The organism is Marinobacter sp. B-12 (assembly GCF_056857915.1).
Genome location: NZ_JBSXOB010000024.1, coordinates 1 through 18,363, shown reverse-complemented (window position 1 = coordinate 18,363; position 18,363 = coordinate 1). Strand labels below are relative to the sequence as shown.

The 18,363-nt window shown below is 53.0% G+C and carries 14 protein-coding genes; all 14 read left to right on the top strand.

Annotation, left to right across the window (positions count from 1 at the left end):
* Window positions 1–238: 238 nt before the first annotated feature.
* The 14 genes from AC13D2_RS02040 (at window position 239) to AC13D2_RS01975 (ending at window position 18,334) form a co-directional block, all read left to right on the top strand.
* The gene (locus AC13D2_RS02040; protein WP_292050190.1) at window positions 239–670 is read left to right on the top strand and encodes a protein tyrosine phosphatase family protein; all 432 of its coding nucleotides are present in this window, start codon (window positions 239–241) and stop codon (window positions 668–670) included.
* 46 nt (window positions 671–716) lie between these two features.
* Window positions 717–1,826 carry a ferrochelatase gene (hemH, locus tag AC13D2_RS02035; protein WP_482938155.1) on the top strand — a complete coding sequence of 370 codons (1,110 nt, stop codon included), beginning with the start codon at window positions 717–719 and terminating at the stop codon, window positions 1,824–1,826.
* Between the two features lies 1 nt (window position 1,827).
* Complete coding sequence (locus AC13D2_RS02030) at window positions 1,828–2,562, top strand: 5-oxoprolinase subunit PxpA (RefSeq protein WP_482938154.1); 735 nt, start codon at window positions 1,828–1,830, stop codon at window positions 2,560–2,562.
* A gap of 383 nt (window positions 2,563–2,945) precedes the next feature.
* Entirely contained in the window at window positions 2,946–4,241 is a 1,296-nt protein-coding gene (locus AC13D2_RS02025) for a tyrosine-type recombinase/integrase (RefSeq protein ID WP_482938153.1), read from the top strand.
* Complete coding sequence (locus tag AC13D2_RS02020; RefSeq protein ID WP_482938152.1) at window positions 4,241–5,131, top strand: hypothetical protein; 891 nt, start codon at window positions 4,241–4,243, stop codon at window positions 5,129–5,131. Before AC13D2_RS02025 ends, AC13D2_RS02020 begins: the two co-directional genes overlap by 1 nt.
* 135 nt (window positions 5,132–5,266) lie before the next feature.
* Window positions 5,267–5,458, top strand: coding sequence for a helix-turn-helix transcriptional regulator (locus AC13D2_RS02015; protein ID WP_482938151.1), 192 nt, complete (start codon window positions 5,267–5,269; stop codon window positions 5,456–5,458).
* On the top strand, window positions 5,455–7,665 hold the full coding sequence (locus tag AC13D2_RS02010; RefSeq protein ID WP_482938150.1) for a toprim domain-containing protein: 2,211 nt from the start codon (window positions 5,455–5,457) through the stop codon (window positions 7,663–7,665). Before AC13D2_RS02015 ends, AC13D2_RS02010 begins: the two co-directional genes overlap by 4 nt.
* Window positions 7,665–7,973 (top strand): hypothetical protein, encoded by a 309-nt coding sequence (locus AC13D2_RS02005; RefSeq protein WP_482938149.1) that lies wholly within the window; start codon window positions 7,665–7,667, stop codon window positions 7,971–7,973. Before AC13D2_RS02010 ends, AC13D2_RS02005 begins: the two co-directional genes overlap by 1 nt.
* Before the next feature lie 229 nt (window positions 7,974–8,202).
* Window positions 8,203–10,608, top strand: coding sequence for a type I restriction-modification system subunit M (locus AC13D2_RS02000; RefSeq protein ID WP_482938148.1), 2,406 nt, complete (start codon window positions 8,203–8,205; stop codon window positions 10,606–10,608).
* Window positions 10,601–11,851, top strand: coding sequence for a restriction endonuclease subunit S (locus AC13D2_RS01995; protein WP_482938147.1), 1,251 nt, complete (start codon window positions 10,601–10,603; stop codon window positions 11,849–11,851). The genes AC13D2_RS02000 and AC13D2_RS01995 overlap by 8 nt, the downstream gene beginning before the upstream one ends.
* On the top strand, window positions 11,848–13,635 hold the full coding sequence (locus tag AC13D2_RS01990) for a GmrSD restriction endonuclease domain-containing protein (protein ID WP_482938146.1): 1,788 nt from the start codon (window positions 11,848–11,850) through the stop codon (window positions 13,633–13,635). The genes AC13D2_RS01995 and AC13D2_RS01990 overlap by 4 nt, the downstream gene beginning before the upstream one ends.
* A 98-nt stretch (window positions 13,636–13,733) precedes the next feature.
* Window positions 13,734–17,066, top strand: coding sequence for a type I restriction endonuclease subunit R (locus AC13D2_RS01985; RefSeq protein WP_482938145.1), 3,333 nt, complete (start codon window positions 13,734–13,736; stop codon window positions 17,064–17,066).
* Complete coding sequence (locus AC13D2_RS01980) at window positions 17,066–17,761, top strand: M48 family metallopeptidase (RefSeq protein WP_482938144.1); 696 nt, start codon at window positions 17,066–17,068, stop codon at window positions 17,759–17,761. The genes AC13D2_RS01985 and AC13D2_RS01980 overlap by 1 nt, the downstream gene beginning before the upstream one ends.
* A 63-nt stretch (window positions 17,762–17,824) precedes the next feature.
* Entirely contained in the window at window positions 17,825–18,334 is a 510-nt protein-coding gene (locus tag AC13D2_RS01975) for a hypothetical protein (RefSeq protein WP_482938143.1), read from the top strand.
* Window positions 18,335–18,363: the final 29 nt, after the last annotated feature.

Genomic DNA, 18,363 nt, shown 5'->3' with positions numbered 1-18,363 from the left:
CCCAGAAAAGGGCAAGAGGATTAGCATGCATAGTGACGGCGGTGGACCGGTTGGCTTTGTTGTTTTGGCGAACTCAAAACTAACCGGTTTTACCGCCGTCTCCTACTTTTTCACGCTTATCTGCGAAGAACCTTTTTTTATCTCCTGAATTAAAACTTCCCATGGTCCGGGCTCTGACAGGGGCTATGTCCTGTGGCATTATGCTGAGGCATTTATGTGACCGGTAAAAGGATCGCTTATGGACATCAGACGTATCGACGACACGATTTCAGTATCGCCCCAGCTTACAGTGGAGGACGTTAGCGAAGCCGCAAAACTCGGCTTCAAGACCCTCGTCGCCAATCGCCCCGATGCTGAAGAGCCCGGACAACCGGGCATGGCCGACATTGAGGCCGCAGCCCACGCAAACGGGATGGAGTGGGTGTATCTGCCCGTCGAATCCGGGAATATCTTTGATAATGACATTGACCGCTTTGATGCAATGATCCGTCAGGCGGATAAGCCCGTACTTGCTTTCTGCCGCTCCGGAACCCGCTGCACCGTACTCTGGGCATTGAGCTCAGCACGCACCGAGCCCGCCCAGGACATCGTCAACAAGGCCCGTAAAGCGGGTTACGATGTTGGCGGGCTGGCGCCTCGGATGGCCCAGCAGGCAGGAAAGCGTTCCTGAGCCACTTCTTCTGAACGGACACCCATCATTTCCAGGATCCAGAACCATGCCGTACAAGGGTACCGCCGATTTTCGCCATGACCACCCCGAAAAAACCGGTGTACTGATCACCAATCTGGGAACGCCAGATGCCCCAACCACCTCTGCCCTGCGTCGCTATCTGGGGGAATTCCTCTGGGATCCCAGGGTGGTTGAAGTGCCGCGCCCGATCTGGTGGCTGGTACTCCATGGCATAATCCTGAGACTGCGTCCCAGCCGGTCAGCCAAAGCCTATGCTGGCGTGTGGCAACCGGAAGGGTCGCCGTTGTTAATTCACACCGCCAGGCAAGCCGAAGCGATTCGCAAACAACTGCAGGCGAAACACGGCAACAACCTCCTGGTGGGATTTGCCATGCGATATGGCAACCCGGGAATCCCCAAGGTGCTTGATGAAATGCTGGCGCAGGGGGTTCGCCGGTTGCTGGTACTGCCCCTGTACCCGCAGTACTCCGCCTCTACCTCCGCATCGACGTTCGATGCTGTTGCCCATAACTTTACCGGTCGGCGCTGGATTCCCGATCTGCGGTTCGTGTCCCACTACCCAGACTACCCCCCTTACATTGAGGCCATGGCAAGCCATATCCAGGCGCACTGGGACAAGCATGGGCGCAACCAGAAACTGATCCTCTCCTATCACGGGGTTCCCCTGAAGTACCTTAAGCGCGGCGACCCGTACCACTGTGAGTGCCACAAGACTTCCCGCCTGCTTGCCGAGCGGCTTGGCCTCGGAAAAGATGAATACCTGACCACCTTCCAGTCACGTTTTGGCCGGGAAGAGTGGTTGCAGCCCTATACCGACGAAACCCTTAAAGCACTGCCCCAAAAAGGCGTAACATCCATAGATGTGTTCTGCCCCGGTTTTTCGGCGGATTGCCTCGAAACCATCGAAGAGATTGACGAGGAAAACCGTGAATACTTCATGGAGGCCGGCGGTGAGGGTTTCAGCTATATTTCTGCTCTCAATGCCACACCGGGACATATCGACGCCCTGACGCAGCTGATTGAGGAAAACCTGCAGGGCTGGCAGGTGCCGCGCAATGAACCCGAAGAACTGGCAGAGAGGGTCAGGCTCGCGGAGGAACAGAGACAGGCCCAGTACCCGGGCCGGGAGCTGTGAGATGAAACTGAACTGTGACTTGGGGGAAAGCTACGGTGCCTGGCGTATGGGCCAGGACGATCAGGTGATGCCCCTTATCGATATGGCCAACGTCGCCTGCGGCTTTCACGCCGGGGACCCTTCGGTAATGCAGAAAACCGTGGCTCTGGCAGCGAAGCACGGCGTAGAGATCGGCGCCCACCCTTCCTATCACGACCTGGCCGGTTTTGGCCGTCGCTCCATCAGTCACAGCCCTGATGAAATTCACGCCCTGATCCTCTATCAGCTCGGCGCACTGGAAGGACTATGCCGGGCCGAAGGTCTGACGCTGTCGTATGTAAAACCCCATGGTGCGCTGAACAACGACATGATGCGGGACATGAGCACCCTGGAAGCGGTTATGGCCGCGGTTAAAAGCTACCGGCAGGATTTGCCGCTGATGCTCCCGGTGACGGTCAAACACGAACAACACCGGAAACTGGCAGACTATGTCGGCCTTCCCATCCTGCTGGAAGCCTTTGCCGACCGCGCCTATGACGACGAGGGCCAGTTGGTATCCCGCCGCCTTCCGGGGGCCGTACATCAGTCTGCGGACAAGATCGTTGATCAGGCGGTGTCGTTTGCTAAAAGCGGTGGGGTCTACAGTTCATCCGGGAACTGGCTGACGCTGCCGGCCGACAGCCTGTGCGTCCACGGCGACAATGAGGCAGCGCTTAGCGGCATTCGAGCGATTCGGAAAGCGTTGGCCACGGACTAGACGCACTCAAGAAACCATTTGAAAAATACGGGCGCTCTTCAGGGAGGTAAGAGACAGGGAAGGAAGAGAAAGTGGCGGTGGGCCAGACCTTCCAAAGTCTCTGTAGGCATTTACTTTTATTAGCTTTTTTACACCTTCTCCCTCAGAACACCTGCATCGACGACAAACTCTTGTAACACTCTGTAACATCCTGTAACGTTCAATATTAAGATTAATGATAGGTAGGTAGTCAGGTTCGTTACCAAGATTGATTACAGGTTTCATCCCACTGTCCATAGTTCTTCTCTTCACCGGACGCCTTCCTGCTTCTGTGACGCTACTAGTTGGAGTTTACAGATCTTTTCCTGATTAGAGCTCTAATCGCCTGATTGGAATCTGCTGACATGCCCAAAAAAGTTAGAGAGTTGAGTGCCACTGAGGTCAGACGACTGACGCATGCTATAAGCGAGGCCAGAGGCAAGGCATACAATGCATTGCATCCAGTCGGCGGTGTGTCTGGTCTGCTCCTGCAAGTTACTCCGAGTAATGCAAAGTCTTGGATCTACAGGACTATGATCGCAGGCAAGCGTCGAAGCATCGGACTGGGCGCTTTTCCTGACGTCACATTGGCTCAGGCCCGCGACAAGGCTAGAGAAACACGAGACAAGATTGCGGCCGGAATTGACCCAGTGGAGGAAAAGCAAGCCAATAAGCGCGCCCTGCTGGCCGCCAGATTAAGTACTGTTACCTTTGTCGATGCAATGGCCGACTATATCGACATGAAATCCAAAGAATTCAAAAACCCTCGCCAGCGGCAGCAATGGGAAAACAGCCTGAATACATATGCTATCCCCCACATTGGTAAGGTACCTGTCCGAGAAATTGAGCTCCCCCATATCAAAGCAGTACTTGACCCCATCTGGCATGAAAAAACCGAAACCGCCAACCGTGTTAGGGCAAGAATGGAAAACATACTCGGCTGGTGCGCTATTCACGGTTACCGCACCAATGAAAACCCGGCAAAGTGGCAGGGTTACCTCGATGAGGTTTATCCCTCACCTGAGAAAATCAAAAAGAAGTCCCACTTTAATGCCTTGCCAGTGGAAGCCATGCCCGATTTCATGGATGCATTAAAGAAGCGCACGGGCACTGCTGCCCGCGCCCTAGAATTTCTCATTCTGACCGCAGCTCGCACCAATGAAGTAATAGGCGATAAGCGAATTCATAAAGCCGGCGTAACGTGGCAAGAGATAGATCTCAAACGTAGGGTTTGGACGGTGCCCGCCCACCGCATGAAGTCTGGTAAGGAACACCGCGTTCCGCTCTCTGACACTGCCGTGAATCTATTGGAAGCCATGCTGCCAGGCGAACCGGATCAATTGATATTCCCCGGCCCGAAAGGCGATATACCCTCTAACAACTTCCTGACAGCCCTGCTCAAGCGAATGGAAGTTGAGAGCACTATTCACGGTTTTCGCTCAACCTTCAAAGATTGGGCCAGAGAACGCACAGCCTACGCGGACGAAGTTTCAGAGCTTGCCCTGGCCCATGTGAACAGTGACGCCACCCGAGCCGCTTACGCGCGCTCAGAGCTGATAGAAAAGCGTCGCTTGATCATGGCGGACTGGGAAAAGTTCTGTACCAATGGAGCTAAAAAACAAGAAAACGCAGAAGTAATTTCGATTTCCGGAGGTGGCTAGTGAGTGATCTTGAAGCAAAGGCTACCGACGAAAAATGGCGATATTGGGTAATCGATCCAATCCAGTCCTTTGCCGATGGTGCGGAAGGCGACAAGAATCAGGCCCTAATCATTCCAAGGCGAGATCCACGTAACCTTAATGAACCAGTTGTATGGAAATTTGGAAAACGAGCTTTCGACATTTTAGAGGCACGCTTGGCTCGAAGAATCACGAGAATAGATATTGACGTTTTTTTCTACGATAGCCTCGGTGACTTGGTGAACTTGTGGAACGAGCACTCAGACGTTATGGGGCAAAGGTTTGAGGACGGCCATATCCCCATGATTAATTCAGATTCAGAAGAATCTATTTCAGAGCAAGAGTCTATCTGGGTCGACCAGACCGATCCTTGGACCGCCTACGGTCACCGAATCGAACCATTCATCCGAGAACTCGATAACACCATTGAAACCGTTAATTTAGAACAGGGTTTTGACGATTGGCCTTACGATCGCGAATTACTGGCCGCCTATTTTACCCTTTGCCACATCGATAATATCGCAGTGCGTTACGCCCTTGATGATGCCTACGCAGATGATCATGAGTTGGCACGTTACTGGTTCGACAAGATCGACAATTATAAGAGGACAAGAGACGCCATTAATCGACGCGAGCGTTTTGCGAAATGGGAAAAATCCGAGGCAGGGAACAAAGTACGACATGCAAGGCGAAATCAAGCTCGCAGCCTCGTCACCGAAGACTGGGACCAGAAAAAGACGACTTTTCCAAGCACTGAAAAGGCCGGGATTCATTATGCCGACTGGCTCAGAGAAAAGGGTTTCGATTACGAGCCCCGCACCGTTACGAATTGGATTCGTCAATTCGCCAAGGATAACGGGATTAGGCTTTAATAACCTCCTCCCTGGGAGACTGTTCATTGTCCCAAGGTAAGCGCACCTCGTCCCTGGGACGCTTGTCTCTAATACTTATTTCACCTGATTAACTGCTCATGTGTTCAACCAGCCCTGTAACAGGAAGGCGCAACCATGAGCAAGCAGTCCCTTCACTATGCATCGGATAAACAACTATCCGAATTTCTTGAAGTCAGTCGACAGACAATCTGGCGCTGGGTTCGAGAAGGCAAATTCCCCACCCCAATAAGACTCGGCCCCAATTGCACCCGCTGGAAGCTATCAGACGTTAAAGCCTGGGAAGCTAGTAAAGAGGCTGCAGCATGAAAGCCCATCCCTACCTCACCCAGAAAGCGATCCAATGGCAGGCTATTGAACCTCTCGGCTGCTCCATAAAACGGATCACGCTCGCTCGTTTCAACAGCGAAGGAAATCCGATTGTACCGTGGAAAGGCGACGCTATATTCCGGCCGCTTTTTCTGATTGCTACCAAAGAACACTGCGGGTATGAACGAATCCTTTCGGAGCTTGTTCAGCGCAATCCAGATGAGAAACCAAAGAACAAGTTAGTTACTAAAGGCGCTAAAACAGCTGGATCCTGCACACCTATCGGATTCGACCTTGCAGACCTAGCCATCCTAACCGGGAAACTGATTGTTTGTGCCGGGCTAGCTGATGGATATCGACTGCACCAGGCAACGGGACTTCCAGTGGCTTGCGGCGTTGGTGAATTGAACATACCCGGCAACATAAAAGCGATAAGAAAGCTGAACCCTACTTTAAATCTGATTGCCGCCGCAGATAACGACAACGCCGGCAAGAGTGCATGCCAGAAGTCCAGTTGTTCCTGGACATGTCCACAAACGGCAAAAGATTGGAGCGATGTTTATCAGGAGTCAGGGTCCGATGCAGTTCTAGCGGAATTTGAAGATGGGATCACCCCACCGATAAAGCCTGATTCCGAGACAGCCGAAAACACTGACCGCGAGCGCCAGGCGCAATCGGACCAGATTGTCGCTTTTGTTCAAACGTTCAATGAACTGTTCCACGACAAAAACGATATCGCGTACGCGCGGAATGCTGAAACAGGTGAAGTGCGCTCCCTTGCCAGCAAGGCCTTTAGGCATTGGCTAACTTCAGCTTTTTACCAGCAACACGAAAGAGCAATCAGGGATCAATCGCTGCGCGAAGCAAGAATGACACTTGAGGGCATTGCAATGCAGGAGCAGCGATCGGTGCACGTGCGAGTGGCAAGCGTGAACGGTCAACACTGGATCGATCTTGCAGAACCTGGCCAGAGTGCCGCCATCTGCATAATGCCGGGAAAGTGGGCCATTTTCGACAGCCCAGTTATGTTTTCACGGTCCGAAAGTGCACAGTCACTGCCCCGCCCTATTTTAGGCGGAAGTATCGAACCACTATGGCGAATCGCAAACATACCAAAACACCAGCAAATCTTAGTGGCTGCATGGCTAGTGGAATGCCTACGAGCGGATACCCCATTCCCGATTCTGGAAATGTTCGGTGAACAGGGATGCGCGAAAAGTACCACTCAGTCTGCTCTCCGGCGCCTCATCGATCCCAACGCTGCTGACCTCAGAGCCGCACCAAAGTCTGCTGAAGATCTGTATGTAACTGGCGGAACAAATCACATCCTCAGTATCGAAAACGTGAGCCACTTGCCCGCGCCAATTCAGGATGCACTGTGCGTGATTGCAACCGGCGGGGGATTCGCGAAGCGCAAGCTGTATAGCGACAGTGAGGAGATCGTTATCACGCTCAAACGCCCGGCAATCCTCAACGGCATTGTGCCCGCTATAACTCAGCAAGACGCGGTATCTCGTGCAATCAGTATTGAACTGCCAGTGATAACTGATGCGAGCCCCAAGGATAAGTTGGAGGCTGACTACGAACGGCACCAACCCGGCATTCTCGGAGGGCTGCTGGATATTGCAGCAAAGGCTTTCGAATATCTTCCAGACATGTCCTTGCCGGCAGAACAACGTCCACGTTTGGTCGAATTCGCCTATCTTGGCATGGCAGTAGCTAAGGCTATGAATCAGCCACCAGAGAGCTTCGTGGAGCAATTTAACGCCGCCCGCCAGGACGGACTTGAGCGGACGCTGGACGCCAGCCCTGTTGCCTCCGCAATTCGGGACTGGGCAGAAACAAAACGTGACTTGATCGAGGAACACTCAGTAAAGGACTGGCTGAACATTTTGCAAGGTTTCAAGCCGACAAATTCTGGTTCATGGCCCAATACACCCAAAGGCCTCGGTGATGCAATGCGCCGAGCTGCCCCTGCCCTGCGTCAGCTCGGTATCGAGTGCAAATACCTTGGCAAAATCGGGTCTACCGTCAAATGGCGAATTGGTCAGAGAAAGTCTCTGGTTCAAAGTCATCAATGTCTTGAAGTCGTTCAGAACAATGCAAAGCAGGACGAGGTTGCGACTTCTCTGACTTCAGATCCGAGAGGATCCATAGACCCCCCTCCAAAAACCGGGATTTCAGCTGGGAACAGGAGGGTGTTCTGATGAACGTACTCGCATATTTGCACGAGCATGGGTTGGACGCTGAAAACCTGATGGGTAATCGGATTGCCGTCTGGCCAGAGGAGTCCATAACACCAGCCCTCGAAACTTGGATAATTCAGCACAAATCAGAATTAATCGCCGAACTTCGAAGAGCTAATGATGGGAGCCTCGTGCCGTGGCGCCTATTTATTGATGGGAGGTTCATTGCCATTTTTCTGACCCGTTGTAAGACATCAGAGGATGCCCAACAAAGTGCTCAACAACGCTGGCCAAGCCAAAAGGTGCAGGTTAAAAAGTGGCAGGGATGATGAGCAAAGCGTTTAGACAAATGTTCCGGTTCAACCTATTCCTCAAAGTATTACCGAAAGCCGCGCCATTTCGGACGGTTACAGTAATCAACTGGAGACTTTGGAAGTTGATCATCACTCTCTGAGCGGGCAATATCACCACAACCAGACGCAGCATTCGCGACTCCATCCGGCTGCGGTCGTCGCACCTGTCGAATTGCGTTCCCAGCAACACCAAACGGAAGTATCCATGGCATTAACGCTCGAACAACTCGAACGACACCTATTCAAAGCCGCTGACATTCTGCGGGGCAAAATGGACGCCTCGGAATTCAAGGAATACATCTTCGGCATGCTGTTCCTCAAACGTTGCTCCGACGTGTTTGAGCAGCGCTACCAGGAGGTGGTCGCGAATCAGCTGGCCAAAGGCAAGGGCCAGGTTGAAGCGGAAGCAATTGCGGACATGGAGAACTGGTACAAGTCCACTTTCTACGTCCCCAAGCAGTCGCGCTGGGACTTTCTGATGAACGACGCTCACCACGGCGTAGGCAACTACCTGAACAAAGCCCTGGCGGGGCTGGAGGAACACAACGTCAGCCTGGCGGGCGTGCTGGAGCATATCGACTTTACCCGCAAAGTGGGCTCCACCACTCTGCCGGACAAGAAGCTGCGGGATCTGATCGTCCACTTCAGCCAGTACCGCCTGCGCAACGAGGACTTCGAATTCCCGGACCTGCTGGGCGCGGCCTACGAATACCTGATTGGCGATTTCGCCGATTCCGCTGGCAAAAAAGGCGGCGAGTTTTACACGCCCCGCTCGGTAGTTCGCATGATGGTGCGGCTTGCGAACCCCCAGGAAGGCCAGAGTGTTTACGACCCCTGCTGTGGGTCCGGCGGTATGCTGATTCTGTCGAAAGAATACCTGGAGGAACAGGGCGGTGATCCAAAACACCTGTCACTGTTCGGGCAGGAGGCCTCTGGATCGGTTTGGGCCATTGCCAAGATGAACATGCTGCTGCACGGCATCACCAGCGCCGATCTGCGTAATGAAGACACCCTAACAGACCCCCAACATGTGGATGGCGGTGAGCTGATGCGTTTTGACCGTATTCTCACTAATCCACCCTTCTCCATCGGCTTCTCACCAAGCAACCAGTTCCCGGAACGGTTCCAGTATGGCCAGGTGCCGGAAGGCGCCAAAAAAGCCGACCTGATGTTCCTGCAGCACATGGTCGCCAGCCTTAAATCCGACGGCATGCTGGCCACCGTCATGCCCCACGGTGTGTTGTTCCGGGGTGGTGACGAAAAACGCATTCGCGCTGGCCTGCTGGAGAACGATCTGTTGGAAGCGGTGATCGGCCTAGCACCCAACCTGTTCTACGGCACCGGCATTCCCGCCTGCATTCTGGTACTGCGCAACAAGGGTGCCAAAGCGCCGGACCGTAAAGGCAAGATCCTGTTCATCAACGCCGACCGGGAATACTACGAAGGTCGCGCCCAGAACCACCTGCTTCCAGAGCACATCGAAAAGATCGTCAGCACTTACGAAGCCTTTGCTGAAGCCGACAGCTTCTCGCGGATTGTCAGCCTGGAGGAGTTGCGGGAAAACGACTACAACCTGAACATCCGACGCTATGCGGACAATGCTCCACTACCGGAACCGCAGGATGTGCGGGCGCACCTGGTGGGCGGAATTCCTCTGAAAGAGGTTCAGGCCAAACAGCCCCTGTTCGATGCCCAGGGCCTGGACCCCATGGATCTGCTCGAACCTAAGGCGGGCGAAGATGATTACGTGGATTTCCGGGAAAACCTCACCGACAAGGGCAGCATCAAACCGGCTATCGAACAGAACGAAGGCGTCCGGCACAAAGAGGCCAAACTCAAGGACACCTTTGAAAGCTGGTGGCAGCAGCGGGGTACCCACATTGCCCAGCTCTCCGGCAATGGCCAGCAACTGAGTGCCTTGCGGGAAGAACTGATTGGCACCTTCACTGACGCCCTGGATCCCATTGGCATGCTGGACAGATTCGCTGTGCGCGGCATCATCGCCGGTTTCTGGGACCAGAACAAAAACGAATTCCGCACCCTGCAGGCCCGTGGGGTGCTAGGTGTGGTGGACGCTTGGCGCACCAGCATAATTACCTTGCTGGAAGACGACCAGAATAAATCCAACCCTCTGGATCACAAACTGGTGACCTTCCTGCTGGCAGATTATGTGGCCGAGCTGGAAGACCTGCAGGCCCGCAAGGCCGAATTGGACGCCCGCATCAAAGCAGGCACGGCCCAGCCGGAGGAAGACGACGATGCCGAGCCGGATGAAGATTCGCCCACCGAGGCGGATATCAAAGCCTGGAAGGCTGACCGCACCAAAGCCACAAAGACCCTGAAAGCCAAGCAGGCCAGCTTTGGGGCACGGCTGAAGGAAGCAGTGGATGCCCTGGACGCAGCAGGGGCCGCTGAGTTGATGCTGGCGATTCTGCATAACGACATGCTGGGGATACTGGACTCGTACATTCGGCAGCAGCGGCAGGAAGTGATTTCGGCGTTTGAGACCTGGTGGGATAAATACTGGGTGACGTTGGCTGCCATAGAAACAGAGCGGGATGAGGCTGCAGCCGAACTGAAGGGGTTTTTGAAGGGGCTGGGATATGTCTAAACTTTTCCCCACTGTCCCGCTTAGTCAGATTGCAGCAATCAGTATGGGGCAATCACCAGATTCATCAACTGTTAACGAGCTCGGTGCCGCCGGACTGCCGTTTCTACAAGGAAATGCGGAGTTCGGCGAAAAACATCCATCCCCGAAGTATTCCTGTATCAGGCCCCCTCGTATAGGCGAAATGGGGGCGACTCTCATCTCCGTGCGCGCTCCAGTTGGCCAAACAAATATTGCTGACCGAGATTACTGCATCGGAAGAGGACTGGCTGCAGTAAAAAGCAGCCAGTATGGCCCGGTTCTATGTCGATCAATTATGGCCCAACAAGCTGGAGCATTGAAAAAGGTATCGCAGGGAACAACTTTCGAGGCCATTGGGCGCGATGATTTGTTCTCTTTGTTGATTCCACAGATACCTCCGAAAGAGGCTGAATTCATCGAAAGCATCCTCGACAACCTGGACACCCAAATCCAGAAAACTGAGGCTCTGATCGCCAAGCTGGAAAAAATTAAAGAAGGCCTGCTCCACGATCTACTCACCCGAGGCATTGACAAAAACGGCCAGCTTCGCCCCTCGCCGAAAAAGGCGCCGGAGTTATACAAGGAGTGGTCACGGGGAATCATTCCCAAAAACTGGGCAGCTGCCACTTTCCAGGAAATCTCGTCAATTATCATCGACGGAACTCACTACACCCCAACCTATATGGAAAGTGGAGTACCGTTCCTGCGCGTAACCAATCTACACAATAGGGATATAAACCTCTCTAAATTCAGGTATATATCAGATCGCGAACACAAAATACTCTCAGCAAGATGTAATCCACGACAAGGCGATATCTTGCTGTCAAAAAACGGAACGGTTGGCATAGCAAAGATAGTGTCTTGGGATTGGGACTTTTCAATATTCGTTAGTCTCGCCTTAATCCGGCTTAAAGACGATTCCGGAGTTACTCCCCAATTCGCCGAATTACTCATTAACTCTCCTATTGTGGCACGACAAATTGCGATTCAATCTAAACAGGGCACCGTCACCAACCTCCACCTGGAGGAAATCCGGAAATTTATCATCCCGATACCGGACCTCAGAGAGCAACAGAACATTGTTCGTGAAGTGAACACAATATCCACGCTGATAGATAAAGAGACTGATGAACGTGAAAAACTTTTATCACTGAAACAAGGTCTTTCAGAAGACTTACTCTCTGGAAAGGTCCGCACTCTCTCAATGCTCAAGGATGCAGTATGACCACCTTCGACAGCACCAAACGCTCACTCCCCGAGTTGCTCAAAGACATCACCAACGGCAAGATCCAGTTACCAGATTTCCAGCGCGGCTGGGTCTGGGACGATGAGCATGTGAAAAGCCTGCTGGTCAGTATCGCCCGGTCTTTTCCAGTAGGCGCCGTCATGCTGATGGAGACAGGAGGTGAAGTCCGTTTCCAAGTGCGTCCGGTTGAAGGCATCGCTGCCAAGGATGTGACTGACAAACCTGAACGCCTGATACTGGATGGCCAGCAGCGCCTGACCAGCCTCGCTCAGGCCATCGCTCTTAGCAGCCCTGTGGATACCCGAACTGTTAAAGGCAAGGAAATCAAGCGGCATTATTATTTTGACATTCAACTGGCACTTGAAGGCGAGGACCGGCTCGAGGATGCCATTATCAGCGTGGACGAAAATCGCCAGAATCGCTCAAATTTTGGCCGTGATATTGAGCTGGATCTTTCTAGCAGGGAGCTTGAATGCAAGCAGCTGTATTTCCCTTGCGACCAGATCATCAATTCCGATGATTACGAAGAGGCACTCCAAGAATACTCACCAGAATCGTTCGGTATCTACATGCAATTCCGCAAAGCGGTTATCAATGCTTTTCGATCCTATCAGCTTCCTATCATCGAATTGACGAAGGAAACCACGAAGGAAGCAGTCTGTCTCGTGTTCGAGAAGGTCAATACTGGCGGCGTGCAACTTTCGGTATTCGAGCTGATCACGGCCAGCTATGCGGCTGAAGGCTACAACCTCCGCGATGACTGGTTTGGTTCAGAAATTCGCAACGTTGCATCACGCCGGGAACGGCTCGCCGGGCATGAGTTGCTCAAAGGTGTCGAAAGCACCGACTTCCTGCAGGCTATTACCCTTCTCCATACAAGAGAACGCAAATACCAGGACATAGAGGATGGCAAACAGGGTAAGCAGGTGCGACCAGTCAGCGCCAAGCGGGCCTCTGTGCTTGAGCTACCCCTAACTGCCTACCAGAGATGGGCTGATGAGGTAGAGGCAGGTTTTATTGAAGCATCCAAGTTCCTGGCTGGCGAATGCTTCTTCAGCCGCAGAGAGTTGCCCTATGGCACTCAGCTGGTGCCTCTGGCTGCCACCCTGACCCTGCTTGGTGAGCGTTGGCGGGAGCCGAAAGTTCACCAGAAACTGGCCCGGTGGTTTTGGTCTGGAGTGTTGGGCGAACTCTATGGTGGAGCCGTTGAAACTCGCGTTGCGGTAGATCTTGAAGAGCTTATGAATTGGTTTAAGGACGACGCCGCCACGCCCCGTACAGTTACTGATGCGTCCTTCGATCCAGAGCGTCTTGAATCCCTCCGTAGTCGCCTCAGTGCGGCCTACAAAGGCATAAACGTGTTGATTCTGCGCGAAGGTGCCTCCGACTTCTTCTGGAAAGGCCGTATCCAACAGCTGGACACTCAGGAAGTGGCGCTGGATATTCACCACATCTTCCCCCGGGCATGGTGTGAGGCCAACGACATCCTGCCCAAGGTTTATGACTCCATAATCAACAAGACGCCGATTTCCTATAAAGCCAATCGAATGATTGGTGGCGATGCTCCTTCGACATATTTGGCTAAGCTTCAGAGCCATGACCAAGTGCAACTCGAAAACCATGAAATGGATGCCATACTGGCTGGACACTTCATTCCCACCGAAAAACTACGGGCGGACGATTTTCATGGTTTTTTTGAAGAACGGAAGCAACTGTTAATGGGATTGATTGAAAAGGCTATGGGTAAGAAGTCCCTGCAGTGATGGGAAGCTATAATCCAGCGGATCATGCGCAACCTTAGTTGTCCGCTGGTCGAGTAGCGATTGATTCATAGTTAATGGAATAACTTTTAGGAGCAGTAATGCCGGGCCCGGAATTTAACGAAGTTGAGCTCCCCTTTATTCAGCAACTGAAGCATGAGGGCTGGGATTACCTTGAGGGCTCCTTAGATTCTCCATCTATCACACATCGGGAGACCTTTGCTCAGGTCATTATGGAGCCCCTGCTGCGTGAGCGTCTCCTAGCAATCAACACCCGCGATGGCCAACCCTGGTTGGACGAGAGACGGCTGGACCAGGCCGTTTCCGCCATCACCCGCCTCCCCGCCAACAAAGTCATGGAAGCTAACCAGCTGGCCACTGAAATTCTCCATGGCGGCATAACCGTGGAGGGCCTGCTGGATTGGGATGGCGGCAGAGGGCAAACCATTCATTTCATCGATTGGGCCACACCAGCCAACAATACCTTCACCGTGGTGAATCAATTCAAAGTGAAGTGCCCTCCAGGGCATGACGGCTGGAAGGGGCATGTCATTCCGGATCTCGTGCTTTTCGTGAATGGCATTCCTCTGGTGGTGATCGAGTGCAAAAGCCGCACAGTCCCGGAAGGAATCCCGGACTCTGTAGACCAGCTGCGTAGATACCATGATCAGCGTCATCAGGATCTCGAGGTTGAAGAGCATGAAGGTGCCCCCGCACTGTTCTCAACCAACCAATTCATGGTAGCTTCCAACTTTGATGATGCCCGTGTTGGAACCATTGGCGCTGGGTTCGGCCATTACCTGAATTGGAAAACTGTGGCACCACGGTCAGAGGCGGAGGTTGCGTCAAAACTCGGCGTCGAATCGCTTTCCTCCCAGCAACGGTTGATCGCCGGTATGCTGTCCCCTGCCAACCTGCTGGACATTGTTCGCCATTTCACGCTGTTTATGACCATGGGCGGGCAAACTATCAAACTAGTCTGCCGGTACCAGCAATTCCGGGCCGTTACCCTGGCCATTCAACGCCTAAAGACCGGCAAAACCCGAATTGAGGATGGTGAGCACGACCGACGTGGCGGGATCATCTGGCACACTCAGGGCAGTGGCAAAAGCCTGACGATGGTGTTTCTGATTCTCAAATTCAGAACTGACCCTGAACTCCGCCGCTTCAAAGTCGTCGTCATCACCGACCGAAAGGACTTACAGGATCAGTTATCAGAGACGGCCACCCTTACTGGCGAAACCGTCAAAGTGGCCAGCAACACCGGCAAACTGAAATCGTTGCTGGGGCAATCCGGGCCAGGGCTCATTTTTGCGACAATTCAGAAATACCGCGAGCATGAAAGCTTTTCCCCCTCCTATCCTTCCCCGAAAAAAGAACGAGGGCTTGAGCTGAATCGTCGAGATGCGGCAGAAGAACCCGACGATGAGCCGAGGAAACCTATCCCAGCACGCCCACTGGGTTTGATCAACGACAGCCCAGACATCCTTGTGATGATAGACGAAGCCCACCGCACCCAAGCCGGCGATCTGCACGCCAATTTGCTACAGGCGGTGCCCAATGCCGCCCGAATTGGTTTCACCGGCACGCCTATCATCATGGGCAAGAAAAAGCAGACCAGTGAGATTTTCGGTGAGTACATTGACCGTTACACCATCAAGGAGGCGGAACAGGATGGCGCTACAGTACCGATCCTCTACGAGGGCAGAACAGCAGAGGGTGCCGTAAAGGAAGGTGCCAACCTCGATGATCTGTTTGAGGATCTATTTAAAGAGCGCACCAAGGATGAGCTGGAGCTGATCAAGAAAAAATACGCGACCAAAGGCCAGATCTTCGAGGCGCCGCGCCTGATTGAGGAGAAGGCGGCCGATATCCTGCGCCACTATGTCACCAACATTCTTCCCAATGGTTTTAAAGCCCAACTGGTCGCCTACAGCCGTCGAGCTGCAATCCGGTATCTAGAAGCACTGAAACAAGCTAGGTCGAAACTGCTTGAAGAAGCGATCGCACTGCCGCCTGAAGATAAACACATCACTGAGACCGACTTAATTCATCGACCACCGCGAATCAAGGCGGCGATCAAAGCCTGGCAATACCGTGATCTGCTGCAGCAACTGGATTTTGCTGTGGTGTTCAGTAGCAGCAACAACGACGACAGCGGTTGGGCGCAGTGGAGTGACCGGGCGGAGATCGAGCAGAATATTAAGCGGTTCAAGAAACCGCTGTTTCACAAAGATCCAGAGAAGTCGGATCCGCTCAGCTTCTTGATCGTAAAGTCGATGCTGCTCACCGGCTTCGACGCTCCCATCGCTGGGGTCATGTATCTTGATCGCCCTATTCGTGAAGCCGAACTGCTGCAAGCTGTGGCTCGTGTAAACCGCACAGGCTTTGGTAAGCGCTGCGGTATCGTGGTGGACTACTATGGTGTCGCAAACCACCTGAAAGAGGCGCTTGCAGCCTACAGCGATGAGGATATCGAAGGTGCGCTCCAAAGCCTTAAAGATGAGATCCCACTGCTGCGAGATCGCCACCTGCGAGTCGTCGATGTGCTGCGAAAACAGGGCGTCGATAGCCTGGCGGATGCTGAAGAGGCCGTCACGGCATTGGGCGACGAGCGGTTGCGAGCCGAGTTCATCGTTAAGCTAAAGGAATTTAGCCGAACGCTGGACGATGTCCTACCCCGCCCCGAAGCATTAGAGTTCGTAAACGACGCCAAACAACTGGCTTACATTCACGCCCTGGCTCGGAATCGCTACAAAGACAGCCCGGAACTGGGCAAAGACATTGGCAACAAAGTCCGCAAGCTCATCGACGACTACATGATCTCACTGGGCATCAACCCAAAGATTCCGCCGGTACAGCTAACAGACACCGACTTTGAGCAGCATGTTAGCCGGCAGGTGAGTGACCGGGCCAAGGCATCGGAAATGGAGCATGCCGTTCGCTCTCACGTTCGCAAACATTTGGACGAAGACCCGGTTAAATACTCCAAGCTCAGCGAGCGCTTGAAGGAAATCCTGGACCAATTGGACGGGCTCTGGCAAGAACAGGTAGATGCGCTTTCAGCCTTGATAAAGGAGCTGAAGGAAGATGAGGCAACCGAAGGCGAAGCGCGGTCATCCCTCCCCCCCAATCACCTACCCTTCTTGAGGCTGATGGCAGAGGCAAAACACGGTGCGAACGCGACGCTTAAGTCCGATGAGCAGGAAAGCCTCGAACAAGCGACGGTCTCTACGGTTCAAATCATCGTGGAGGAGCTGCGCATTCCGGACTTCTGGAAACCGTCCCACTTGCCAGACCAAGAACGCCTGAGAGGCCGACTGTTTGAAGAGCTATTTGAGCTCGACCTGTTCCCCATCGATCAACTAGACAGTTTGCTGGACAAACTGATTGATCTGGCCAAAGCCAATCACAGCAAATTGGTGAATGCGTGATGGAACTGCAGGTCGATGATTTGACCTTTGAGGTGCGCCATAGCAGCCGGCGCAAAACACTGGAGATCATCGTTGATCGCGAAGGTGACCTAGTACTTGCTGCACCCAAGGGCACCGAAGAGCATCTGCTGAAAGACTTTGTTCAGGAAAAAAAATTCTGGATTTACCAGAAACTGGCCGAAAAGGCAGAATTTTTGAAGCCCCAACCCCGAAAGGAATATGTAAATGGCGAAGGGTTCTTGTACCTGGGCCGAAGCTATCGACTCAAACTGGTCGACGATCAGCAAACGCCTCTCAAATTAATAGCAGGCCGATTCTGCTTGAGAAGAGATCTGCAGACAGAAGCGAGACTCCACTTCATTCACTGGTATAGCACCAAGGCAGAGATTTACCTGAACGAGAAAGTTCAAGCGCTGGCTGCACGCATGAGCGTTGAGCCAGCTGGAGTCAAAATTCAGGACCTGGGCTATCGTTGGGGTTCTTGCGGCAGGGGTAACCGTCTTTACTTCAACTGGAAGACGATCCTGTTACCGCGCGAGATTGTAGAGTATGTGGTAGTCCATGAGCTGACGCACTTGCATGAGCCACATCACACGCCGCAGTTTTGGAAGCGAGTTGAGCGGGTTCTGCCTGATTATGAGCGTAGGAAGGGATGGTTGGCTAAGAACGGGATTGAGGTTGAGGGCATATGCTAGAAATGCACTGAATCGAGTGAGACCAGTTTCCAATCAAATTCACGAATTAGCTGATAGGACATCATGCCTGACGAACACGTAAAGGGTTCCGCAATACCATATGCTGGATACCGCTACCAAACACTCCACGGGGTAAAAGTATTAGTCGACTGGCTGGATTCCCCTACGATTTTCACCCGAGTGAAATTCGAGTGTGATGATCGTGCCATGGGACCGCAAGGGTTGGATGATATCGTAGCTGAGAGACCTGATGGAAAGCTCAACTACTGGCAAATCAAATACACGCCGCCAAAATCCTCAAAGCCTTATTATTTGGATTGGGATTGGCTAACAAATAAAAAACAAGCGGCACGTTCATTTATCCAGAAATGGGCGGACGCAATTGACCTGATTCCCTCTGAAAAACTCGGCGAAGCACGCCTAATCACGAATCGAAAACCGGACCGGGTGCTAGCGCGCTGCCTAGTGTTCCGTGCGGTTAATTCGCTGACTGATATCGGTTACAATGTAAGCCTATCGATCAACAAGAATAGGTTTCCACTGTGCCCAAACCTGCAGCGCCCTTTAACCTGACGGTACACGATCAACTGGAGCTCGAAGGC

Bases quoted from the DNA above. Each gene is read 5' to 3' on its own strand.
- AC13D2_RS02040 (WP_292050190.1), top strand. From the start codon at position 239: ATGGACATCAGACGTATCGACGACACGATTTCAGTATCGCCCCAGCTT.
- hemH (WP_482938155.1), top strand. From the start codon at position 717: ATGCCGTACAAGGGTACCGCCGATTTTCGCCATGACCACCCCGAAAAA.
- AC13D2_RS02030 (WP_482938154.1), top strand. From the start codon at position 1,828: ATGAAACTGAACTGTGACTTGGGGGAAAGCTACGGTGCCTGGCGTATG.
- AC13D2_RS02025 (WP_482938153.1), top strand. From the start codon at position 2,946: ATGCCCAAAAAAGTTAGAGAGTTGAGTGCCACTGAGGTCAGACGACTG.
- AC13D2_RS02015 (WP_482938151.1), top strand. From the start codon at position 5,267: ATGAGCAAGCAGTCCCTTCACTATGCATCGGATAAACAACTATCCGAA.
- AC13D2_RS02010 (WP_482938150.1), top strand. From the start codon at position 5,455: ATGAAAGCCCATCCCTACCTCACCCAGAAAGCGATCCAATGGCAGGCT.
- AC13D2_RS02005 (WP_482938149.1), top strand. From the start codon at position 7,665: ATGAACGTACTCGCATATTTGCACGAGCATGGGTTGGACGCTGAAAAC.
- AC13D2_RS02000 (WP_482938148.1), top strand. From the start codon at position 8,203: ATGGCATTAACGCTCGAACAACTCGAACGACACCTATTCAAAGCCGCT.
- AC13D2_RS01995 (WP_482938147.1), top strand. From the start codon at position 10,601: ATGTCTAAACTTTTCCCCACTGTCCCGCTTAGTCAGATTGCAGCAATC.
- AC13D2_RS01990 (WP_482938146.1), top strand. From the start codon at position 11,848: ATGACCACCTTCGACAGCACCAAACGCTCACTCCCCGAGTTGCTCAAA.
- AC13D2_RS01985 (WP_482938145.1), top strand. From the start codon at position 13,734: ATGCCGGGCCCGGAATTTAACGAAGTTGAGCTCCCCTTTATTCAGCAA.
- AC13D2_RS01980 (WP_482938144.1), top strand. From the start codon at position 17,066: ATGGAACTGCAGGTCGATGATTTGACCTTTGAGGTGCGCCATAGCAGC.
- AC13D2_RS01975 (WP_482938143.1), top strand. From the start codon at position 17,825: ATGCCTGACGAACACGTAAAGGGTTCCGCAATACCATATGCTGGATAC.